This window comes from Pseudomonas frederiksbergensis, from assembly GCF_017114915.1.
GTDB lineage: Bacteria > Pseudomonadota > Gammaproteobacteria > Pseudomonadales > Pseudomonadaceae > Aquipseudomonas > Aquipseudomonas frederiksbergensis_I.
The window spans coordinates 23,692-42,957 of record NZ_JAAUOE010000034.1; the positions used below are offsets into that span (position 1 = coordinate 23,692).

12 protein-coding genes and 1 pseudogene are annotated in these 19,266 nt (G+C 61.2%); 4 read left to right on the top strand and 9 right to left on the bottom strand.

The annotated features are described in order from the left end of the window. Positions 1-707 precede the first annotated feature (707 nt). The 4 genes and pseudogenes from tssI to HCU66_RS27590 form a co-directional block, all read left to right on the top strand. Positions 708-4,130 (top strand): type VI secretion system tip protein TssI/VgrG, encoded by a 3,423-nt coding sequence (gene tssI / locus HCU66_RS21010; protein ID WP_205890390.1) that lies wholly within the window; start codon positions 708-710, stop codon positions 4,128-4,130. Next, positions 4,123-4,809 carry a DUF2931 family protein gene (locus HCU66_RS21015; protein WP_205890391.1) on the top strand — a complete coding sequence of 229 codons (687 nt, stop codon included), beginning with the start codon at positions 4,123-4,125 and terminating at the stop codon, positions 4,807-4,809. Before tssI ends, HCU66_RS21015 begins: the two co-directional genes overlap by 8 nt. A gap of 13 nt (positions 4,810-4,822) precedes the next feature. After that, the gene (locus HCU66_RS21020) at positions 4,823-5,182 is read left to right on the top strand and encodes a hypothetical protein (RefSeq protein ID WP_205890392.1); all 360 of its coding nucleotides are present in this window, start codon (positions 4,823-4,825) and stop codon (positions 5,180-5,182) included. An 18-nt stretch (positions 5,183-5,200) separates the two neighbouring features. Beyond that, positions 5,201-5,354, top strand: a pseudogene (locus tag HCU66_RS27590) (DUF6124 family protein); the annotation flags it as partial. A 60-nt stretch (positions 5,355-5,414) separates the two neighbouring features. Here the strand turns inward: HCU66_RS27590 and tagQ are convergent. From tagQ to HCU66_RS21065, 9 genes are all read right to left on the bottom strand, one after another. Continuing rightward, positions 5,415-6,344, bottom strand: coding sequence for a type VI secretion system-associated lipoprotein TagQ (gene tagQ / locus HCU66_RS21025; RefSeq protein WP_205890393.1), 930 nt, complete (start codon positions 6,342-6,344; stop codon positions 5,415-5,417). 84 nt (positions 6,345-6,428) lie between these two features. After that, on the bottom strand, positions 6,429-8,156 hold the full coding sequence (locus HCU66_RS21030) for a formylglycine-generating enzyme family protein (RefSeq protein ID WP_205890394.1): 1,728 nt from the start codon (positions 8,154-8,156) through the stop codon (positions 6,429-6,431). After that, positions 8,149-9,345, bottom strand: a complete 1,197-nt coding sequence (locus HCU66_RS21035; RefSeq protein ID WP_205890395.1) for an ABC transporter permease — start codon at positions 9,343-9,345, stop codon at positions 8,149-8,151. The genes HCU66_RS21030 and HCU66_RS21035 overlap by 8 nt, the downstream gene beginning before the upstream one ends. Beyond that, positions 9,345-10,061 carry an ABC transporter ATP-binding protein gene (locus tag HCU66_RS21040; RefSeq protein WP_205890414.1) on the bottom strand — a complete coding sequence of 239 codons (717 nt, stop codon included), beginning with the start codon at positions 10,059-10,061 and terminating at the stop codon, positions 9,345-9,347. The genes HCU66_RS21035 and HCU66_RS21040 overlap by 1 nt, the downstream gene beginning before the upstream one ends. Further along, positions 10,061-13,093 carry a serine/threonine-protein kinase gene (locus tag HCU66_RS21045; RefSeq protein ID WP_205890396.1) on the bottom strand — a complete coding sequence of 1,011 codons (3,033 nt, stop codon included), beginning with the start codon at positions 13,091-13,093 and terminating at the stop codon, positions 10,061-10,063. The genes HCU66_RS21040 and HCU66_RS21045 overlap by 1 nt, the downstream gene beginning before the upstream one ends. Then, the gene (locus tag HCU66_RS21050) at positions 13,090-13,821 is read right to left on the bottom strand and encodes a PP2C family protein-serine/threonine phosphatase (protein WP_205890397.1); all 732 of its coding nucleotides are present in this window, start codon (positions 13,819-13,821) and stop codon (positions 13,090-13,092) included. Before HCU66_RS21050 ends, HCU66_RS21045 begins: the two co-directional genes overlap by 4 nt. After that, the gene (gene tagF / locus HCU66_RS21055; RefSeq protein ID WP_205890398.1) at positions 13,822-14,472 is read right to left on the bottom strand and encodes a type VI secretion system-associated protein TagF; all 651 of its coding nucleotides are present in this window, start codon (positions 14,470-14,472) and stop codon (positions 13,822-13,824) included. Further along, positions 14,469-17,969 (bottom strand): type VI secretion system membrane subunit TssM, encoded by a 3,501-nt coding sequence (tssM, locus tag HCU66_RS21060; protein ID WP_205890399.1) that lies wholly within the window; start codon positions 17,967-17,969, stop codon positions 14,469-14,471. The genes tagF and tssM overlap by 4 nt, the downstream gene beginning before the upstream one ends. Continuing rightward, positions 17,966-19,264, bottom strand: a complete 1,299-nt coding sequence (locus HCU66_RS21065; protein ID WP_205890400.1) for a DotU family type VI secretion system protein — start codon at positions 19,262-19,264, stop codon at positions 17,966-17,968. Before HCU66_RS21065 ends, tssM begins: the two co-directional genes overlap by 4 nt. Between the last annotated feature and the right edge of the window lie 2 nt (positions 19,265-19,266).

Below are 19,266 nucleotides of genomic sequence, written 5' to 3' on the forward strand. Positions count from 1 at the left end.
TCGGAAACAGAGACTTTTGCGAGTTCAAGGTAATGGGCGGAAAGTTTGCTTGAGTGGGACATCTGTGGCCTTTAGTTAGAAAAACTGTCATTGCCCATTGAAATCCCAATGACTTTTGGCAGCATAAAAGAACAACTAAGAGCCTCTCCTTATTGAGGCCTTACTCCTTCAAAGTTGGCACATTGCAACCACTGGAAAGCATCTAATCAGATAGCAAGACGAAGTATCTCTGCCGCTCGTAGGAATTTTCCCTATATGTAGCAGAAGCACTAATGATGTCGAACCGACATCTCATCGCATGACAACCTCGTCACAAACCACTGGAATAGAGCCATCCTTTGGATAAATCACAACCATTTCCGCATTCAGTAATGAGTCTGCTCTTGATGGGGCGTGAAGCATGCCAAAAATAAAAAGCGTTGAATGTAGGACCATTCCGAAACATTACTGATATCAACAAACAATTCGGCGAACACCAACAGCCAAGTAAAAAACAACATTAAATTGATAACAATTTATGTGCCCAACATTCTGAACTTGGGAAGTTTCTGGCCGGACGTCGCGATCCCTTCCTACATCAATCCCACTCATGCCTTGTTAGCGTGTTCAGCCATTGACGCCTGTCCAGACCAGGTTTGGCTTGGGCATCGCGATTTGAATCTCTTTCAGCTTAAGGATGAGCGACTAAACAGCAAAAGGATAAGCGCATGTTCGCACCGGCCAATGCTGCCCAGTTCACGCTTGTGATTCCGACGGTCCGCAACGATTTCAAAGTGCTGGCCTTTGAAGGCACTGAAACCATCAGCTCCTTGTATTCAATTCACGTCGACCTGGTCAGCGAGTACCCCGATGTCGATCTGGAGAGCCTGCTCAGCCAACCGGCCTTTCTCCAGTTCGGCCTGAACGGCGAAGGGATTCATGGCCGTATTGAAGACGTGGGCGCGGGAGAATCTGGTGAACGCCTGACCCGCTATCACCTGACTCTGGTGCCCGCGCTGTACTACTTGCAGTTCAGCCACAACCAACGGATTTTCCAGCACCTGACGGTGCCGCAAATCGTCACCAAGGTGCTCAAGGGTCACGGCATCCAGGCCAATGCATTTACTTTCCACGTCAGAACAAGTCCCGAGCGCGAGTACTGCGTGCAGTACGGGGAAAGTGATTTCGAATTCGTCCAACGGCTGTGCGCCGAGGACGGTATTGGATGGCATCACCAGCATTCCCGGGACGGCCATTTGCTGGTGTTTACCGAGGATCAGGTCTTCGTTCCCACACTGGGCGAAACCCCCTACCGCCAAAGCTCGGACATGGTGGCGGAGCACCCGGTTATCGACCAACTCTCCCTGATCTACAAGACCCGAACCAGTAAGGTCACTCGCCGGGACTATGACTTCCAACGCTCCAGTCTGTTATTGGAAAACAGCGTCACCTCCGAAGTCGCCCCAACTCTCGAAGATTACCGCTTCCCATTGCAGATGGTGACCGGAAAGCGCGGTAAACAGCTGGTCCAACAGGCACTGGAACGACACCGTACTGACTATGCAGTAGCCAAGGGGCAAAGCGATCAACCCATGTTGCGCTGCGGCCACTTCTTCGGAATCACCGAACACCCATGCAAAAAGTACAACGATCTGTGGTTGTTGCTCAGTGTTACTCACGTAGGGAAACAGCCTCAATCTCTCGAAGAAGCGCTTATCCACGACCCCCAACCCAAGGACGGATTCACCCAAGGCTACCGCAATAAATTCACGGCAATTCCGTGGGACGTGGCCTTCCGACCACCGCTGCCCTACCGAGAACCCTTGGTCAGCCAGACCGCCCGCGTCACCGGGCCGGTGGGCGAAGAGATTTATTGCGATGAATACGGGCGCGTGAAAATCGAATTCCCGTGGGACCGGGCAGAACTCAACAACCAAATGAGCAGTTGCTGGGTGAGGGTTTCATCCAATTGGGCGGGTGAAGGATACGGGGCGGCGACTATCCCGCGTGTCGGCATGGAAGTCGTCGTGACGTTCCTGGACGGTAATCCCGACAAGCCGCTAATCACCGGGTGCGCGTCTAACAGCGTGACGTCTGTGCCCTACCCCTTGCCCGAAAACAAAACCAGAACCGTACTGCGCAGCCACAGCTCTCCCTCCACCGGCGGTTACAACGAACTGTCGATTGAAGACCGCGCCGGGCAGGAGTTGATCTATCTGCGTGCTCAGCGGGATATGGAGCAGAAGGTCGTCAATGACAGCCGGCTGGAAGTGGGCAACGAGCGCCGGGAAACCATCAAGGGCGACAGCATTACGGTGCTGGAGGCGGAAGAGCATCGCACGGTCATGGCGGATCGCAAGGTGCAACTCAGGACCAATGACTATCTGCAGGTGGCCGGGAGCAGCCATACGAGAGTTGATGACACGCTGGTCATCGAGGCCGGCGAGCAGCTGCACATCAAGGCCGGTACACACCTTGTACTGGATGGGGGCGAGAGCATTACCTTGAAGGTCGGCGGTCAGCACATCGTGATCAATGCTGACGGGATTTTCAGTAGTAGCGAGATTGAGCAGGGCGGATCACCGATGGCGGGCATGGCCGCTCAAGCCTTGTTGCCGGGAGCAATGGCGGGCTTGCTGGCGCCAGCCGTGCCTGTGCCAACGGAAGACACTGCGGCAGAGGCGCTGGAGGAAGAGGAGGAAGAGGTCGAAGCTGAAGAAGGAATTACATTACGGATCGGGGTGTTTTTTGATGGCACCGGGAACAACCGATCCAACAGTGAGAAGGTCGCAGGGTGTTATGCCCGGGATGTGAATCTGCTGGAGGAGGCTGAAGATATTCAGCGGTTTTGTCAGGCGCATGGGTATGACGGTTTGGGGAACACGCCGGATGACAGTTATGGGAATGACGCGAGTAATGTGGCGAAGTTGTATGAACTGTACACCGATGACAGTCAGCGGTTATTGCCTGATGACGAAACCATCGGGTACATCCCCGTTTATCTGGAGGGTATCGGTACCAGCAGTGGTGGAGAGGATTCACTTTTTTCACCCATGACCGGCGTAGGTGCACACGGTGTATCAGCGCGGGTTGCGCAGAGTCCAGCGCTTATTCTTGAAAGGGTCGAGCAGTTCAAACTGTCTAATCCTGATCGAAAGGCTGAACGTGTCGAGTTCGATATCTTCGGTTTCAGTCGCGGTGCCGCAGCTGCACGGCATTTTGCCAATGAAGTACGGAAAGGAGAGAAGAGCCCATTGGCAGCGCTGCTATCAGCCAATGCGACGTTGTTTACCGAGGACTTTTCCTGGCGCACCAACACCGATGTCTCCATCAACTTTATCGGCATCTTCGACACCGTTGCCGCAGTAGCCAACATGGCTGACGGTGACTTTAGCGTTCACGACGCCAACAATCCCGGTGTCAACTTGTATCTAGCGCCCGATGTGGCAAAAAAAGTCGTGCATTTGGTGGCTCGGGACGAGCGCCGCCACAACTTTTCGCTCAACAACGCCGGTGCTGCCGATATCGAGCTGCCCGGCGTCCACTCCGACTTGGGTGGTGGGTATATACCAAACTTCATTGAACGAGTTCTGCTTAGCAAGCCGCGCTGCAGCCGCGACATGGAACTTTACGTGCCTTACACAGCGTCAACCGCCTATCGTTGGGCTGAGCAAGAGCTAGGTCGCCTTCAGGATCAACTTAACCTGTATGGGCTTGCACTGGAGGTGCAAACCTGGGCCGAGGAGGTAACCAACAACGCAAAAGGCGACAGATCCAAGTCGAAAAATGTGTATGCAGCAGTGCGCAGTCAGCGGACTGTGCGCAACGATCTGGCGTTGGTTTACCTGCGAATCATGCGCGAGTTGGGGGCCCGGCACGACGTCCCGTTCAAGGTTATTGACGAAGAGGATCAAACGTATGCATTACCGACAGAGCTGAAATCGATTGCCGAAAAACTGATGGCTTACGCGTTAGGCGCCACTCGCCGAACGAACCTGAGCCTCGACGAAGAGGAGTTGCTCTACCGCCGCTACATCCATCTGTCTGCCAACTGGAATGCTGCCAAAGGCTGGAACAACAGCGATCTGAACATCGTGTTTATTAATCGACCTGCCGAAAACTATAAACGCGTGGTGCATCCCAATGCATAGGTGCTCACCCTTGCTTAAGTCCGGCTTTGCGCTGCTATTTGTGTTGTTGGGAGGATGTGCCTCTGTCGAGAGCAGATCACTACCTTATGACGCGTGGAGCCTTGATTTTTTTTCGCCTGACTATATGGAAGTCTGGATCGAAACGGCCAGTGTCGTTGATATCAATGAGCGCGTGTTCCTTCGCGCGGGCAGCGGTATACCGGCTATGGGGTATCCACGAGCAATGAGCAAAGGCGTACCGTCCGAGTTCAGAGGCAAACCAGCGGGATGGCGAGAAAATCCCGGAGGAAAAGGCCGGTATGTCATCGGGGCTGACCTGCCTCGTTTGGTCTATGTACGTTGGCAGTCCATGGCAGAACCGCAGACCTACGGGGCCTACATCGAGATCCCCGAATCTGCGCGTGACACCATGCTCAAGGGTGAAAAAGCTTATTGCGGTGCGGTAGGCAAATGGAAAACCGATTACCGAAAGTTTTTGACCATCGGTCTGGCGCCAGGAGGAATCGCCAAGGTGTGGTTGGGTGGGCCTTGTCTTAAATCGACCGAAGTCACCCGAGTCCAAGGCACTATCAGCCCCAAAGGTCCCTACGGGGGCACGTCCAATGGAAAACATCGGCCGCTTTCAGAAGAGTCCAAAGCCTACATCGACAAGTTCGGTATCCCCTATGGAAGTTGGTAAGGAGCGCAAATACATGGATTTAAGAACATTACTTTTCGCAGCGCTTATGTGGCAGCCTCTTGCCTACGCCGCAGCAGAGTCCAGTTCGCTGGACGGGCATTATTTCTTGCACGGCGCAATGGAAATAGGAGCGGAATTGCTGCTGCGAAAGGACGGCACTTTTGCCGGAGGGATAACTTATGGAAGCGCAGACGGTATTGCCAAAGGGACTTGGCATGTCGAAGGCAACACCCTGACGCTAAAAGCTGACACCTTGCCCGACAATACGAAAGAAAATTTGGGAGTCTTGTTCGACGACCTCCAGTTGGCGATTGAACCCGATTGCCTCGCGGTGGATTTGGGCTCTGGTAAAGCGTGCTTTCGCCGCCGTTAACATCCTGCAGGTTTTCATTCCATCGTCGCCGACCTCGCCGACGATATGGACGGCTCACGCCGCTTTGTAGCCTTGGTACTCAGTCGCATGGCCGACGGGTGCATTGCTGGTGACGCGAGCGCTGGATCATTTACAAGCGCAGGAGATGGCGGCGCATGGCGCCAAGGCATAGCCAGTACAGATCATCCCCACGCAACACGTGGGAATGATCAAAGCCCTACAGAAAACTCAATCAAACATTCGGGCAAGGTACCGGGGCCCAGTCGCCCAGATCCGGGTTCTTGCACATGCTGTTGACCTGAGTGGTGCCTGCGCTGGCGACTTGTTTGCTTTCCGCCTGTTTGGCTTGTGCGGTTTGCAGGGTTTTCTCGGTGGTGACCGCTTCTTTCGGCACGGTTGGCAGCACCGGTTTTTTCGCCGGTTTCACCGCTTTTTTGCTCTTGGTTGGCGTCACGACCGGTGTGGTGTCGGCGGTCGCCACGGTGACCACGTCGGTGCGCTGCACGCCGACTTGCTGCAGGTCTTTTTCGTAGGCCTGGGTGTAGTTGTTCAGGTCTTCGCTGGCTTTACCGTTCACCGCGACGATCAGGTCGTTGGACTCTTTGAGGCCCGCGACGATTTCTGCCAGGCGCTTGCGGCCCTCGGTGTCGTTGACGGTCTTGGCCTTGCGGTCGGCGACCAGTTTGGTGAACGCGCTCTGGTAGCACTGTTGCGAAGCCTTGGCATACGCGGTGCTGCGGTCGATGTCGGCGGCGCTTTTGTTGACGTCGGAGGCGTAGGACGCGATGCGCTGGTTGTCATCGGCGATCTGCTTCTGACGTTCGGTGTAGTAGCCAGCCGCGCCACCCGCCAGGGCACCGCCCGCTGCACCGATGGCGGCGTTGCGGCCACGGTTCTCGGAATCGGTCAGGGCACCCAGCAGGGCACCGCCGACAGCGCCGACGGCCGCGCCGGTGACGACCGACTTGGTCATGTTCGAATCGGTGGCACGCAGGTGCTGCACCGGCTCGTAGCAGTTCGGGTAGTACTCGACTTTGGTGCTCGAGGCGACCTTGGAGGTCGGCGACGTGGCGCAGCCGGTCAGTACGGTGCTGAAGCCGACGGCGACCAGCAGCAGATGACGCTTGGAAACCGAAGCAAAAGGTTTACGAGAGGAAAGCATAGTTGTGTTCTCTTTTAAGTTTGACTCGCTCAGCACGGCCCACCGCCGCCTGAGTCCCTTCCAGGCTCGCTGTACAACGAACGATCAAGACCGCTGAGCGTTCGATGCGAGCAGTTCCTTCAATATCGCCGCCGGGTCGGCTCGTCGTTGCTGACGATAGTCACCGACATGGCGAACGAATAACGTCGCGCGCGTCACCAGGCTTTTGCCCAGTACCGGCTTGCGCTCCAACTCTTCCTTGATGCGTTGAAACTGCGCCTGGATCACGGCATCGGTGTAGCGCGTGCCGGTCGCCAGGTTGTCGATATAGATCGCCACCGCGCCGTCCAGCGCGCTGCGGCCGTTGTCGATGGCCGTGGCGAACAGCTTGGCGCTGGCCTCGTCCTTGGCGTCCACGGCCTGCTGGCGACTCTTGTGCAAATTGGTCAGGCGAATGTTGTAGTTGTTGATGGTCTCGGCCACCAGGGCCGCCGACTGGATCAGGTTGCCGGCCGCTTCTTCGCGCTGCTGGGCGATGAGCGAGACGTTGCGCTTGAGCTCTTCGTTGACCAGCCCCAACTCGGCTTGCAGGCGCGGGTCGACGCTGGCAGCAATGATGCTGTCCAGGCGTTTGGTCGGGTCCTGGGCGTCGTCGATGGCATCGGTCAGCGAAGCCAGCCGCCCTTCTTTCTGCCACTGGGCAAACAGTTCCTTGTAGCGCGAACGCGGTGCCGACAACGCGCCAATCGCGACCCGGAACCCGGTGGTTTCGTTGTTTTGTTCGGTGCCGTCGGTGGCAAACAGCGGGTACTCGCGGCGCATCCCGGTGAACAAGGTGCCCTCGCCTTCCAGGTAGTTGCCGCCCTTGACCACGAAGCCGCCATAAGTGCCCTGGCGGCGTCCGGCGTGCACCAGTTGGAAGGACTCCTGGACCATTTCGGCGGCGTTGCCGATCACGTCGAACAAGCCAATGGGGTTTGGCAGTTTGGTACCGATCGGCATCAACCGCGCAGCCTGGCCGGTGCCGCCGGCGACTTGATTGAAGACTGCCCAATCGGCCAGCGGTCCGTCGCTTTCGCTGCCGTCCAGACGCCGGGGAAACAGGCGCCCTTCCAGGTCCTGACGGCTGACGGCTTGCCCGCCACGGGCAGCGAATTCCCATTCGACTTCGGTCGGCAAGCGCACAAAACCCAGCCCGCCCTCCTCGGCCGAGGTGCCGCGACCGCTCACCGGCAGCAGGTCCTTGTGGTATTTCATCAGCCAGGCGCTGTACACCGCCGAAAAGCGTTCGGCCTCGAACCGCGACAATTTCACCTTGGGCAAACGCCCGGCCATGCCTTGGGGAAGCTCGGCTTGCAGGGCTTCACAGGCCGGCGCCGGCTCGCCGCTGGCCAACGATTGCGCCTGGGCCATGACCTGCGCGTATTGGCGGGCGGTGACCTCGTATTTGCCGATGAAATAGAGCATCGGTTTGAGCGGGGTGTTGGCGTCGGTCTTGGGCATCAACGGGGTGATGCTCTTGCTCCAGTCCTTGGGCAGATCCTTGAGGGTGAACTGGCCGTTGATAAAGTCCCGGCGGTAACCGGAGATGAACGACTGTTGATACCCGGCCTCGCCTTCGCTGAACGGGTAACCGAGGCTGATTTCGCGGTCGTCCAGACTGCCCTGCGCCAAGATGTAGACGTAACGGAACACCATCTGCCCTTCGCACGGCAGCGGCAGGCTGACGTCATCGGGCAACGGCTTGGGGTTGTCCAGTTTGTCGGTGCTTTCATTAGCCCAGACCATGCCGGCCAGGCTCAGCGCCACGGCGGCGCCCAGTAACTTATACATCTCGGATTCCTTCACACGCCTGGATACGCGCCACTCGCCAGCCGCCACAGACCGCCGCCACGGCACTGACGCCGAGCACTGCCGCCAGGGCCAACGCGTAGTGACGCGCCAGCAGATGGCTGGCGTACTCGCCCGGCATCTGCGCAAATAAATGGTTCAGACCCGATTGCGCCAAGCCATACAGCCCGGCACTCAACAGGGCGGCCAGGCCGGCGCTGTACAGCGCCTGCACCACTACAAACAACAGCAACGCCGCCGTGGAAAACCCCAGCAGGCGCAACACCGATAACGCTCGACGCTTGCGCTCGACCGCCGCCAGTGCCCCGGCAAAAATCGCCGCGAACGCTCCCGTCAGGGCCAATCCGGCGATGATCCAGAACACGATCGACAGGTTGCGGCTCAGCGATTGCACCTGGGCAATGGCCTGGGCCTGGGTCGAGACCAACAGATTCTGCGCAGCGAAGTACTGACGCAGCGGCTCGACATCCTGGAGGCTGCGGGCGTACAGGCGAAACGCCGGATACACCCGCTGCTCCGTGGCGCCCACAGCATCACCTGGCCAACCGAACACCGGCACAGCGCGGCCGTCCCGGTAATCTTCAGCCGCCTCCAGTAACGTCAACGGTGCGAACAATCCGTCCCGGGCGAAGGCTTCCAGCGGCAGAACCTGCAGCACCTGAACGCGAGTACGCTGCGCCTCGCCACGACCGGCCACCTGCCGGCCAAAACTGGCCTGCAACCAATCACCGGCCTTGGCTCCGAGTTTTTCGGCGGTGGTCTGGCTGAGCAGCACCTGATCCAGCCCTTGGGGCACCGGCAGATTGCCGAGTAACGGATCGTGGGCGGCGCTGGGGATCATTTCGACGGTCACCGTCGAAGCGCCAGCGCTCAGATCCGCTGTCGCGGCAATTTGTCGGGTGCGCGGCAAGGCGAAAGCCACGTCGCTGCGCTGGCTCAATTGTTCGATAAACGCGGCACTGAATCGGCCGCCACCCAAGGGGATGATTTCCCGGGTGGCCGGGTCGTTTTCCAGGCGCTCGGTCAAACTGCTGACCAGGCCGAATTTCAAACCGAACAGCACCAGCAGCGGCGCGATCACCGCCACCAGCGCCAATACCGAACAGGCCGACAGCCACGCATCGTTGCGGTAATCCTGCCAGGCCAGGGAAGCCACCAGCGCGCCGCGCATCAGCAGGCCTCCCCTAGAGTGGCGGTGACACCGCCATCGACGTCGCGATGACAACTGATGCGCCGCACCTGCAAACCGCTGGCGCGGGCCAGTGACTCGTCGTGGGTGGCGACGACGCAGCACACGCCGAGTTCGCGGGCGTGGGTCACCAGTAACTGCATCACGCGTTCCGCGTTCAGCGGATCGAGGGCGGCAGTCGGCTCATCGGCCAGCAACAGACGCGGCCCATGGGCCAGGGCACGGGCGCAACTCACCCGTTGCCGTTGGCCGACGGACAAGCCGCCCGGCCTTTTGCCCAGTTGATCGGCGATATCCAGTGCCCCGGCCAGGCGATCCACGCTGCCATCGTCTTTCAAGCCGAGCAGTTGGCGCGACAGGTCGATGTTGCCGCGCACGTCCAGAAAATCCAGCAGGCCACCGGTTTGCAGCACGTAGCCCAAGTGCCGGCGGCGCAGGTCCGCCAAGGCACTGTGCGCCTCTGCGCGCCATAGCCTGGCAATGTCCGTCCTGATTTGGCCGGGCGCAAAATCAAACTGCCCGGCCTGATCCGGCGCCAGCACCAGCGCCAGCAAATCGAGCAACGTGCTTTTGCCGCAGCCACTGGGACCGACCACCGCCCATTGTTCACCGGCACGCAGTTGCAGCCGTGGAATCACCAGGCTGTAGCGCTGGCCGCCGACGCCCCGGCTTTTGTGCACCGCGCTCAGGTTCATCATCACGGCAGCGTCGACAACGGAACGCGGTACAAAGCATCACCGGGTTCGGCATCGCCGAAACGCACCCAGTTGGCCAGGTCGTTGTGGAAGGTTTCGTAGAGGCGAATTTTGGAGTCCAGCTCGTCGATAAAGTCCTCCTGCTCGGCCACGCTCAGCGAAAGCCACAAATCCTGGGTCATGTTCAGCGACTTGCTGCGGTAGGGCAGCCCTTCCAGGTACTCACCCAGAACCCCGCCATCGGCCAGGTTGCCACCCTTGCGCAAAGCCGAGGGATCGCGGCTCATGTAGGCACTGGCGCTGGCGATTTCCTGGAAGAAATCCTTTGGTGAGGTCTGGGTCTTGCGGGCGGCATCGACGATCAGTTTCAGCGATTGCTGCAAGTCGTTGAGCTGCAATTTGGTCAGCATCACGCACACCTGGAACGCCGGCAGTGCCGGGTTGGTCAGGTCGCGGTCGGCGGTCCAGGCGCTGACCAGTTGCGGCGCCTGGCTGGCGGCTTTACGCCCCAGAAAGTCCATGTGCATCGCGTAGCCAACGGCCGCCGATTTGTCGGTCAGGCTCGGCGCGGCGCTCAGCAGCGGGACGGTTTGCGGTTTGTCGCTACGCACCTGATGCACCAGGTCGGCAAACACCGAACCGATCTCGTCCACCCGTTCCCCGAACTTGCGCACATCGGCGCCCGGCACCGGAATGTACAGGTCACCGATCTGCGGGTTGGCGTCGGCGGTCAGGGTGCGGTACTGGCTTTGCGCACCGCCATGGGTTTTCTTGCCGGCATCGCTGAGCAGGTGCAAGGCGTAGATCTTGATCTGCTTGCCCAGCGCGGCCTGACGCACTTCGGCCTCGTTCATTTGCGTGGCGGCATACGGGTCGTTCTTGCGCAAGGCACCGGCATCGGTGACCAACAGAATCACGCGCCCGCCATAGCCGGACCAGTCCATGCCCTCGACCGCTTCCATCACACCGGCAAAGGCATCTTCGTTAAACGAATGGCTCGAGACCGTGGACGCCTTGACCTGACGCGCCAGGTCCATGAAACGCTGCGGGTCGCGTCCTTGTTCGAGGGTGATCAAGGTTTTGGCGACGTATTCAAGGCCCGGGGTTTTTTGGGTGCTACTGCGAAACCCCACCAGGCCGAAGCTGACACTGTCCAGCTCGCCGCGCTCGGCGATGCGGGTTTGCAGTTGATGCACCACGTCACGGACTTGATCGATGTAAGGCTGCATGGACACGGTAGTGTCGACGACCAACACCACGGCGGTGCGGAACGCGTCGGCATTAGCGGTGCTGATGGGCGTGTTGTTGGCAGCGGCCTTCGGCGCATTGCCGGGGTCGATGGACGCCACGTTGAGCAACTGCACCGGCTGGCCGTTTTCGTCGAAGCCCTCGCGCGAATCGAAGATCGGCAACAGGTAAAACTGGTTTTGCGGTACCGCGCTGGCGGCCGGTTCCAGGGCCAGCACCTGCTGGTTGTCTTCGTGGTTCTGCTGGGCCTTGAGCAACAGGTTTTTTGCCACCGAAGGGTCGGCCAGCAACCGCTCCACTTCGCCGGGTTGACGCAAAAACATCACCGGCGCACGGCCGGAGCGTTCGGTGAACTTGAGCACCAGGCTTTGCTTCCAGTCACTGACGTGTTCGGCTGGCAACCAGCCGTCACTGCGCCCGTCGGTGGCGGCGCCGACGCGCAGCCATGGGCTGCCGGCAACCTCTTTGCGCTGATAGACGTACAGCACGGAAAACGCCGGCAAGGCCTTGCCGGGTGTGGCTCCCGGATCACTGGCGAGTTTCGCCCCCGGCTTGCTGAGCACCCGCTGGAACAAGGTTTTCTTGCCGGCCATCAGCAGCGGACGCTGACCGTCATCCACTTCCGTCGCCACGGGCGGGTTCACCGATGGCGCCACGGCTGGTGGCGGTGTTTTGACTGCAGGCACTGAAACCACCGGCGCCTTGGCGTCCGCTTCGACGTCACCGGACAGCCACCAATACCCCCCGCCACCCAAGGCCAGCGCGACGGCTATCGCGACGGCGGCGAGTGCGAACACCGGCCCCTTGCGCTGCTCCGAAACCGTGGACTGCGACATCGGCTTCACCGTCGGCGCAACAGGCTTGGCTTGAGGTTGTGGCTGCGCGGGGCTGGTCGGTATGTCGATGGACACCGGCGTCAGTCCCGCCAGGTCATTGCTCACCGGAAGGGGCAACGGCCGGATCGTGGTCGCTTCAGCTGATTCCCCGGGCAGATTATCCAGCGCCTGCAACAGCGCTTTTGCATCCGGGAAACGCTCGGCCGGATCCTTGGCCAACAGCTTGCGCAGCACCTCTTGATAACGACCGTGATGCACCGGCAGCTCCGGCAGCGGTTCGGTCAAATGCGCCAGGGCCGTGGAGAGCGCGTCGTTGCCGGTGTACGGCAGTTTGCCGACGAGGATTTCATAGAGCACCACGCCCAGGGCATACAGATCGGCCCGGCCGTCAATGTCCTGGCCGCGCGCCTGTTCCGGGCTCATGTAGCTGGGCGTACCGACGGCGAAACCGGCTTGGGTGAACTGGGTGCGGTCGTCCAGGGACTTGGCGATGCCAAAGTCCGAGAGCACCGCTGTGCCATCGGCGCGGAACAGAATATTCGCCGGTTTGACGTCGCGATGAACCAGCCCCAACCCATGGGCATAGCCCAGGGCCGAAGCGATCTGGCGGATGTAGATCAGGCCCTGCTCCGGCGTCAGGCCAGCGGCAATGCGCTCCTTGAGCGTGCCATTGGGCAGGTATTCCATGGCCATGTAATACAGCTCACCGACATTGCCGATGTCATGGATGGTGACCGTATGCGGGTGAGACAGGCGCGCCAGGGTTTTGCCTTCGCGCAGGAAGCGTTCGCAGAAACTCGGGTCGGCTGCCAGCGCGGCGGCCATGACTTTCAACGCCACCTTGCGCTCCAGCGAGCGCTGGGTCGCCAGGTAAACGCTGGCCATGGCGCCTTCGCCGATCTCACCGTCGATGTCGTAGCCCGGGATCAGAATGCTCGCGGTGAGGTTCATGACGGCACCTTCACAACGATGACGGTGATGTTGTCCGGCGCGCCGCGCATCAGGCTCAGGGACACCAGGCTGCTGGCGATTTCGCCGGGCTCGTCGTGGCCCAGCACGTCGCGGATCTCATGGTCTTCAACGGTCTTGTTCAGCCCATCGCTGCACAACAGGTAACTGTCGCCGGGCTTCAACAGCAACTCGACCATCGCCAGCTCCAACTGGGCCTGGACCCCGATGGCGCGGGTGACAATATTGGACCGTGGATGCACCCGGGCTTCGGCTTCGCTGAGCAGGCCGCTGTCTTGCAGATCCTGGACGTAACTGTGGTCCCGCGAAATGCGCTTGAGCCGGCCGTCACGCAGGCGATACAAGCGACTGTCACCCGCCCACAGGCATACCCCGCGCAAGTCACGCGCCGCCAGCACCACCACCGTGCTGCCCATCATGGTCACGCCGCGGTTGGCGGTTTCTTCGCGCACGGCCGCGTTAACCCGCAGCAGGTCGGTTTTCAGCGCCGCGACGTATTCATCCAGCGAGCGGCCCACGGCAATGCTACGCAGGCTGTCGACAATCAGACTGCTGACGTAGTCGCCCGCCGCGTGCCCGCCCATGCCATCGGCGACCACCCACAGGCCTTGTTGCGGCAGGTCCAGGCAAGCGTCTTCGTTAACCTGGCGGACCATGCCGACATGACTCTTGCTTGCAGACTTGAATGTCTTTCCAACGCTTGGACACATTTACACGACACCTTCTTGGCCGAGCAAAAATTGCGCAAAATCAGCGGCGGCCGGCAGTCCCTGGCACCGCAATAAGCCGGGGGCAATGCGCTCCGACCCCTGCCCCCACCACACACTGGCCCCATCGCAGGCCTGTTCGGCGAGGGCAGTCATTCGCGCCTGCGGATCGGTGGCATCAAAGCGGTTCAGGCCGGCAATACGGCTGCTCGGGGTGCGCGGCAGGCAGGTCGGACTGCCCAGCACCTCCAGCGCTGCACTGAAGGCTTCGAAGCTCGCCTCCACGCTCAACGTGCTCAACAGCAATTGCTCGACCTGTTCAAACCAGGCGTCCGAACCGCTCACCACCGACGCCGGGTCGGCATCGTGATCCAGCAGCACCGCGACGGTCAGCGGAAAATACCGGCCCACCCGATCGACGCTCGGCATCACCACCCCCACGGCGGCCTGCGGCCCACACACACCGGGCGCGACCATAAAGCGCCACAGCGGGCTGACCAGATAGGCATTCAGCCAACGCTCCCCGAGGCTCTGACTGGCGAGCAAACCCGCCGCCAGCCATGAATCCCAAGGGCCGATAAAACTCTGCGGCAAGCCACGGCTGACAAAATCCCCGCGACTGGCCAACTTTCCATAGAAGCCCGGCGTGCTCATAAACGCTCCGGCAGGCTGAAACCGCTGAGCACACGGCTCTTGAACGGGTTGAAGGCACTGTTGGCCCGCAGCTCATAAGAAGCGCTGGCGCCGTCGACCCGCAGCCGCAGGTTGAAGCGGTCCGGCGAGTTGCCGGCGGTCAGGTCCGATTGCTCGAGCAGGCGGAACCAGGCCCAGGGGCCATCCAGGGTAATGCCGGACCGACCGCTGGCCGCGGGCGGCATGATCGAAATCCGCACCACGCCGATGCTGCCGGGGTTGGGCCATTGCATGGCGGTCGGGCGGCTCGGGCCGTGGTCGTAGCTCAATTGTTGGCCATCGAGGTCGAGCAAAAACTGGGTGATGGTGGCGTCCATTGCCACGGGTTTGAGTTCGAAGCGCACCATCGGCTGGGTGCCGCCGGAACGGAAAAACGCATCCCGGATGGCCGCTGCCCGCTGGAAGGTTTGCAGCACGCCCGGGGCGATGCCGAGCTTCTGCGCGGCGCCCGGTTGCCAGCGCCAGGCCTGGGTCGAGGTATCCACGTACGGCTGCAGGTATTTGCGGAAGTAGTTGTCCATCACCCCGCCCACGCCGAAGAACTGGCCGAAGTCGTCCAGGGTCGCGTCCCGCGCGCTGCCCGGCGACATCGGATAACGCCCGGCCAAAGACTGGCGATAGATATTCACCACTTCGCTGGTCCAGGCCGCGTTCAGTTGATTGCGAACACCCCCCATCATGCTGTTGGTGGTGGAGTTGACCACCGACTTGACCAGGCCCTGCACCAACGCTGGTTGACGCTCGGCGTTGAGGCTGACCCGTGTCGCGGCCGCCGCGGCCTGGTTCTTGGCTTCACCGAGCAAGGCGTCGCCACTGGCACCGACCATGGCGCTGACTTGCACATACAGGGCGTTCATGTCGGCCAGCAGGCCGTCGATGGCCGCCGGCTCGCCTTCGTTCTTGCTGACGAGGCTGTTGAGTTCAGCAAAATGCGCGGTGACGGGATCGTCACTGGCCGCAGGTGTGTTTTGCGTTGCCTGCTCCTGGCCGAGCAAGGTGCCCAAACGCTCCTTGAGCTTGTCGACCCCGCCGTCCACCGGCGCGCCCTTGGCGGCCAGCAGGCGTTCTTCCTGTTGCAGGTCAGTTTCCTTCGCCACCGCCACCAGCAGTTTTTTCAACGGCGAGGTCGGCCCGGAAATCACCCGCAGCACATCGGCGGCCTGGGCCACGCTGGTGATCGGTACGAAGTCGATATCCGCCAGCAAGGCGTCCCACTGACGCTGGAAATCCTGGAAATACAGGCGACGCACGTCGGCGGCCAGGCTGGCGACGTTCTGTTGTTCTGCCTGATCGTGACCGAGCACCCACTGCTCCTCGGCCAGGGTGCCGGTCTGGTTCAGGCTGGTGAGCAAAAACCCTTGGCGGTAACCCTTGGCTGTGAAGAAGCCACTCAAGGGTTCGCCCAGCGGCTTGCCGCTCTTGCGGCTGAACACTAGCGCGGCATCGCGCCCGGCCGCTTCGTTGAGACGAAAGTCCGGGATGCCGTCCGGCAGTTTCTGCCGCTTGATCCGGTCATAGACACGCTGGGCCACCGGCAGTTGCTGCAACTGCCGGCGCAGGTCATCGATCAGTCGCGAGTCGAGACGCGCGGTGGGCGGATGGCGCTCGAACAGTGCCTGCAAGTGCTCCCCGAGGGCTACGCGCTGCTCGGCCGGCAAGTCGCGCGGCAAGCTGCGGTCCCAGTCCAGGGCGATCCACGCCTTGATGAAGTCGGCATCGTAATGCTCGCTGTCGGCGAGCATCAGGTAGGCCTTCAAACCTTCATAAAGGAAATCCGAATGGCCGCCGCCGTGCAGTTGCTCTTCGATGCGCGTGAGCAAGCGTGGCGCGAAGACCGCGATCAACAGCTTGCGATAGACGCTGCCGGACTCGGCTTCAAGCATGTCGCCCTGATACAGGCCCAGGCCTTCGGCCCAGTTCGGTGAGTCGTCGGCCAGATGCTTCACTGCGTTGAGCAATGGCAACACCGCAAGCACGTCCCGCTGTGCCGGGCTGAGGTTCTGCACGGCCTGACCCAAGGGCACGACTTTCTGATCGACTTGCGCGATATACGTCTGATTGGCGCGGTAGCTGATCCACCACAAGGTCCCGACCACCAGCACCAGGGCCACGGTCGAGGCCAGCACGCCCTGAGCGATCCATTTGCGCCGACGTTCGACTTTCGGGTTGACCCCCACCAGCCCACGCTCGGCAAAGGCCACGGCGGTGAACAATTTTTCGATGAAGTAACTGCGCCCGGTGCCGGTCTGGCGCGCCAGGTGCTGGCGGTCCAGGTTCATGCTCTGGGCCATGGAGCCGATCAGCCGGTCAATCGGGCTGCCTTCCTGGGTGCCGCTGGTGAAATACACCCCGCGCAACAGCACTCGCTCTTCAAAGGCATTGGGTTTGAACACGCCCTCGAGGAAGCTTTGCAGGCAATCCTTCAACGCGCCGAACTGCTGTGGGAAACCGTAGATCAGATCCCGTCGTGCGGGATCGCGCTCCTGCTGCAAGCGCTCCACCAGCCGATCGTTCAGGCGTTGCTCCAGGCCGACGAATTCGCTTTGCAGATGGGCCAGCGGGCTGTCATTGCTTTTACCGTCGTCCAGGGCGAAGGTCATGCCCCAGACTTGCGCCCGCTCTTCCTTGCTCAGGGTGTCGAAATACTCCATGAAGCCGGGCACCAGATCGAGCTTGGTCAGCATCAGGTAGATCGGGAAGCGCACGCCCAATTGGGTGTACAGCTCCTGAATCCGCAGGCGTATCGCGGCGGCATGGGCGGCGCGTTCGGCGTCGCTGCCCAGCAGCAGGTCGGAGAGGCTGATGGCGATAAACGCACCGTCGATCGGGCGTCGGGCCCGCTGTTTTTTCAACAAGCCGAGAAAACCCAGCCATGCGGCTTTATCGACCGTCGCGTCGCTGTCTTGGGTGGTGTAGCGCCCGGCGGTGTCGAGCAGCACGGCCTGATCGGTAAACCACCAATCGCAATTGCGCGTGCCACCGACACCACGGACCGCCCCGGCGCCCAACTGCGCCGCCAACGGAAAATGCAGCCCGGAATTGACCAGCGCCGTGGTCTTGCCCGAACCCGGCGGGCCGATGATCACGTACCACGGCAATTCGTAGAGGTTGCGGCGTTCGTCACCGCCCAGCCTGGCTTTCTTCAACAGTGCCAGGGCTTCGTCCATGCGCTGGCGCAGGGTTTCGAGCTCCTCAAAGGTGGCGATGCTGGTCGGGTCCGGCGGGGTTTGCGCCGCCAGGCTACGCATGACTTCGGCGGCCTGACGGCGGGCCTGGATGATGCGAAACACCCGGTAGGCGATCCACACCGCGAACACCAGAATGATCAGCGCCCAGCGCCGGCCTTCGGGCACCAGGAATTCGAGCAGCGGCCCGACGAACCAGATGATCAGGCTCAGGGCGATCAGCCCCAGCAATGGAATGATCCAGCGGATGATAAAACTGAAAAACGCCTTCACTCGACTCCCTCCGCCAACACTGTGATTTCGACCCGACGGTTGCGTGCGCGGCCCTCGGTCGTGGCGTTCGAGGCCAACGGCTCGGTGTCGCTGCGGCCTTCGGCGCTGAAGCGCTCGGGCTGGCCGGTTTTGGCCGAAAGGATTTGCAGCACCGACGTGGCCCGCGCCTCGGACAAGGCCCAGTTCGATGGAAACCTGAGGGTGGCAATCGGGCGATTGTCGCTGTGGCCGGTCACCCGGACCTGGCCCTTGACCTTGCGCAGGGCATCGGCGATGCGCAGCATCAGCGGCTGGAAATTGTCGACGATGCTGGCGCTGCCCGAGGCGAACAGTTCATCGCCACGGATGGTCACCACTGAACGGTCAACGGCATCTTCGACAGCCACCCGACCGGCCTTGATTTCATCGGCAAGGAAGCCCGCCAGACGAGGACGCTCGATCAGTTTCGGTTGCACCACCGGACGGTCGATGGCCTGCACCGGAATCTCGCCCAGCGCATGAATGTTTTTGAACACCGGCTCGGCATCGGCGGCCAGTTTCAAGCGCAGGCCGAACAGCAATGCCAGCAGCAACGCCACGCCGATGGCCACGGCGATCCAGGGCGGCATGAATTGCGCCAGCCGGTCGCGGGCTACGGTGACGCCGCGCCAATGGGGCGACAGTTCACGCTCATAATCGCCACGGGCGCTGCGGATGACCGCACTGGTGCGTTCGCGCAAGGCCTCCAGTTGGCTGCGACCGTCGTTCATGACCCGATAGCGCCCTTCGAAACCCAGGCACATGCACAGGTACAACAGCTCCAGCAGATACAAACGTTCGCGGGGGCTTTGCAGGCAATGCTCCAACAACTGGAACACCTTTTCGCCGCCCCACGCTTCGTTATGCACGGTGATCAGCAGGCTCTGCTTGCCCCAGTCGCTGGTGCCGCCCCACGGCGTACTCAACACCGCTTCATCCAGGGCAGTGCACAAGGCGTAGCGAGCCAGCAACACCTCGTTGCGCACCACGCCGGCAGCCTCGGCGCGTTCCTCGAACTGGCGCAGGTAGGCCAGCAGTTGCGCCCGCAGGCTCGCCGGCGCCGGGTGGGCAATGGTGTTGCGCAAGCGGGTCAGCAAAGCCAGCAGCGGACCAGCGGCGCTCTCCAGAGGGTTGAGACCTTCGGCGTTGCCGGTCAACACCGGCGCGGCCGGCATCGACAGCGGTGCGGGCTGGGCGCGACCGGCGTCCGTGCCGACCGGGGCGGCGCCACGGCCACCGGGGGTCGGCATGAACTGGGTACGATCGTCGTTGTTCATCG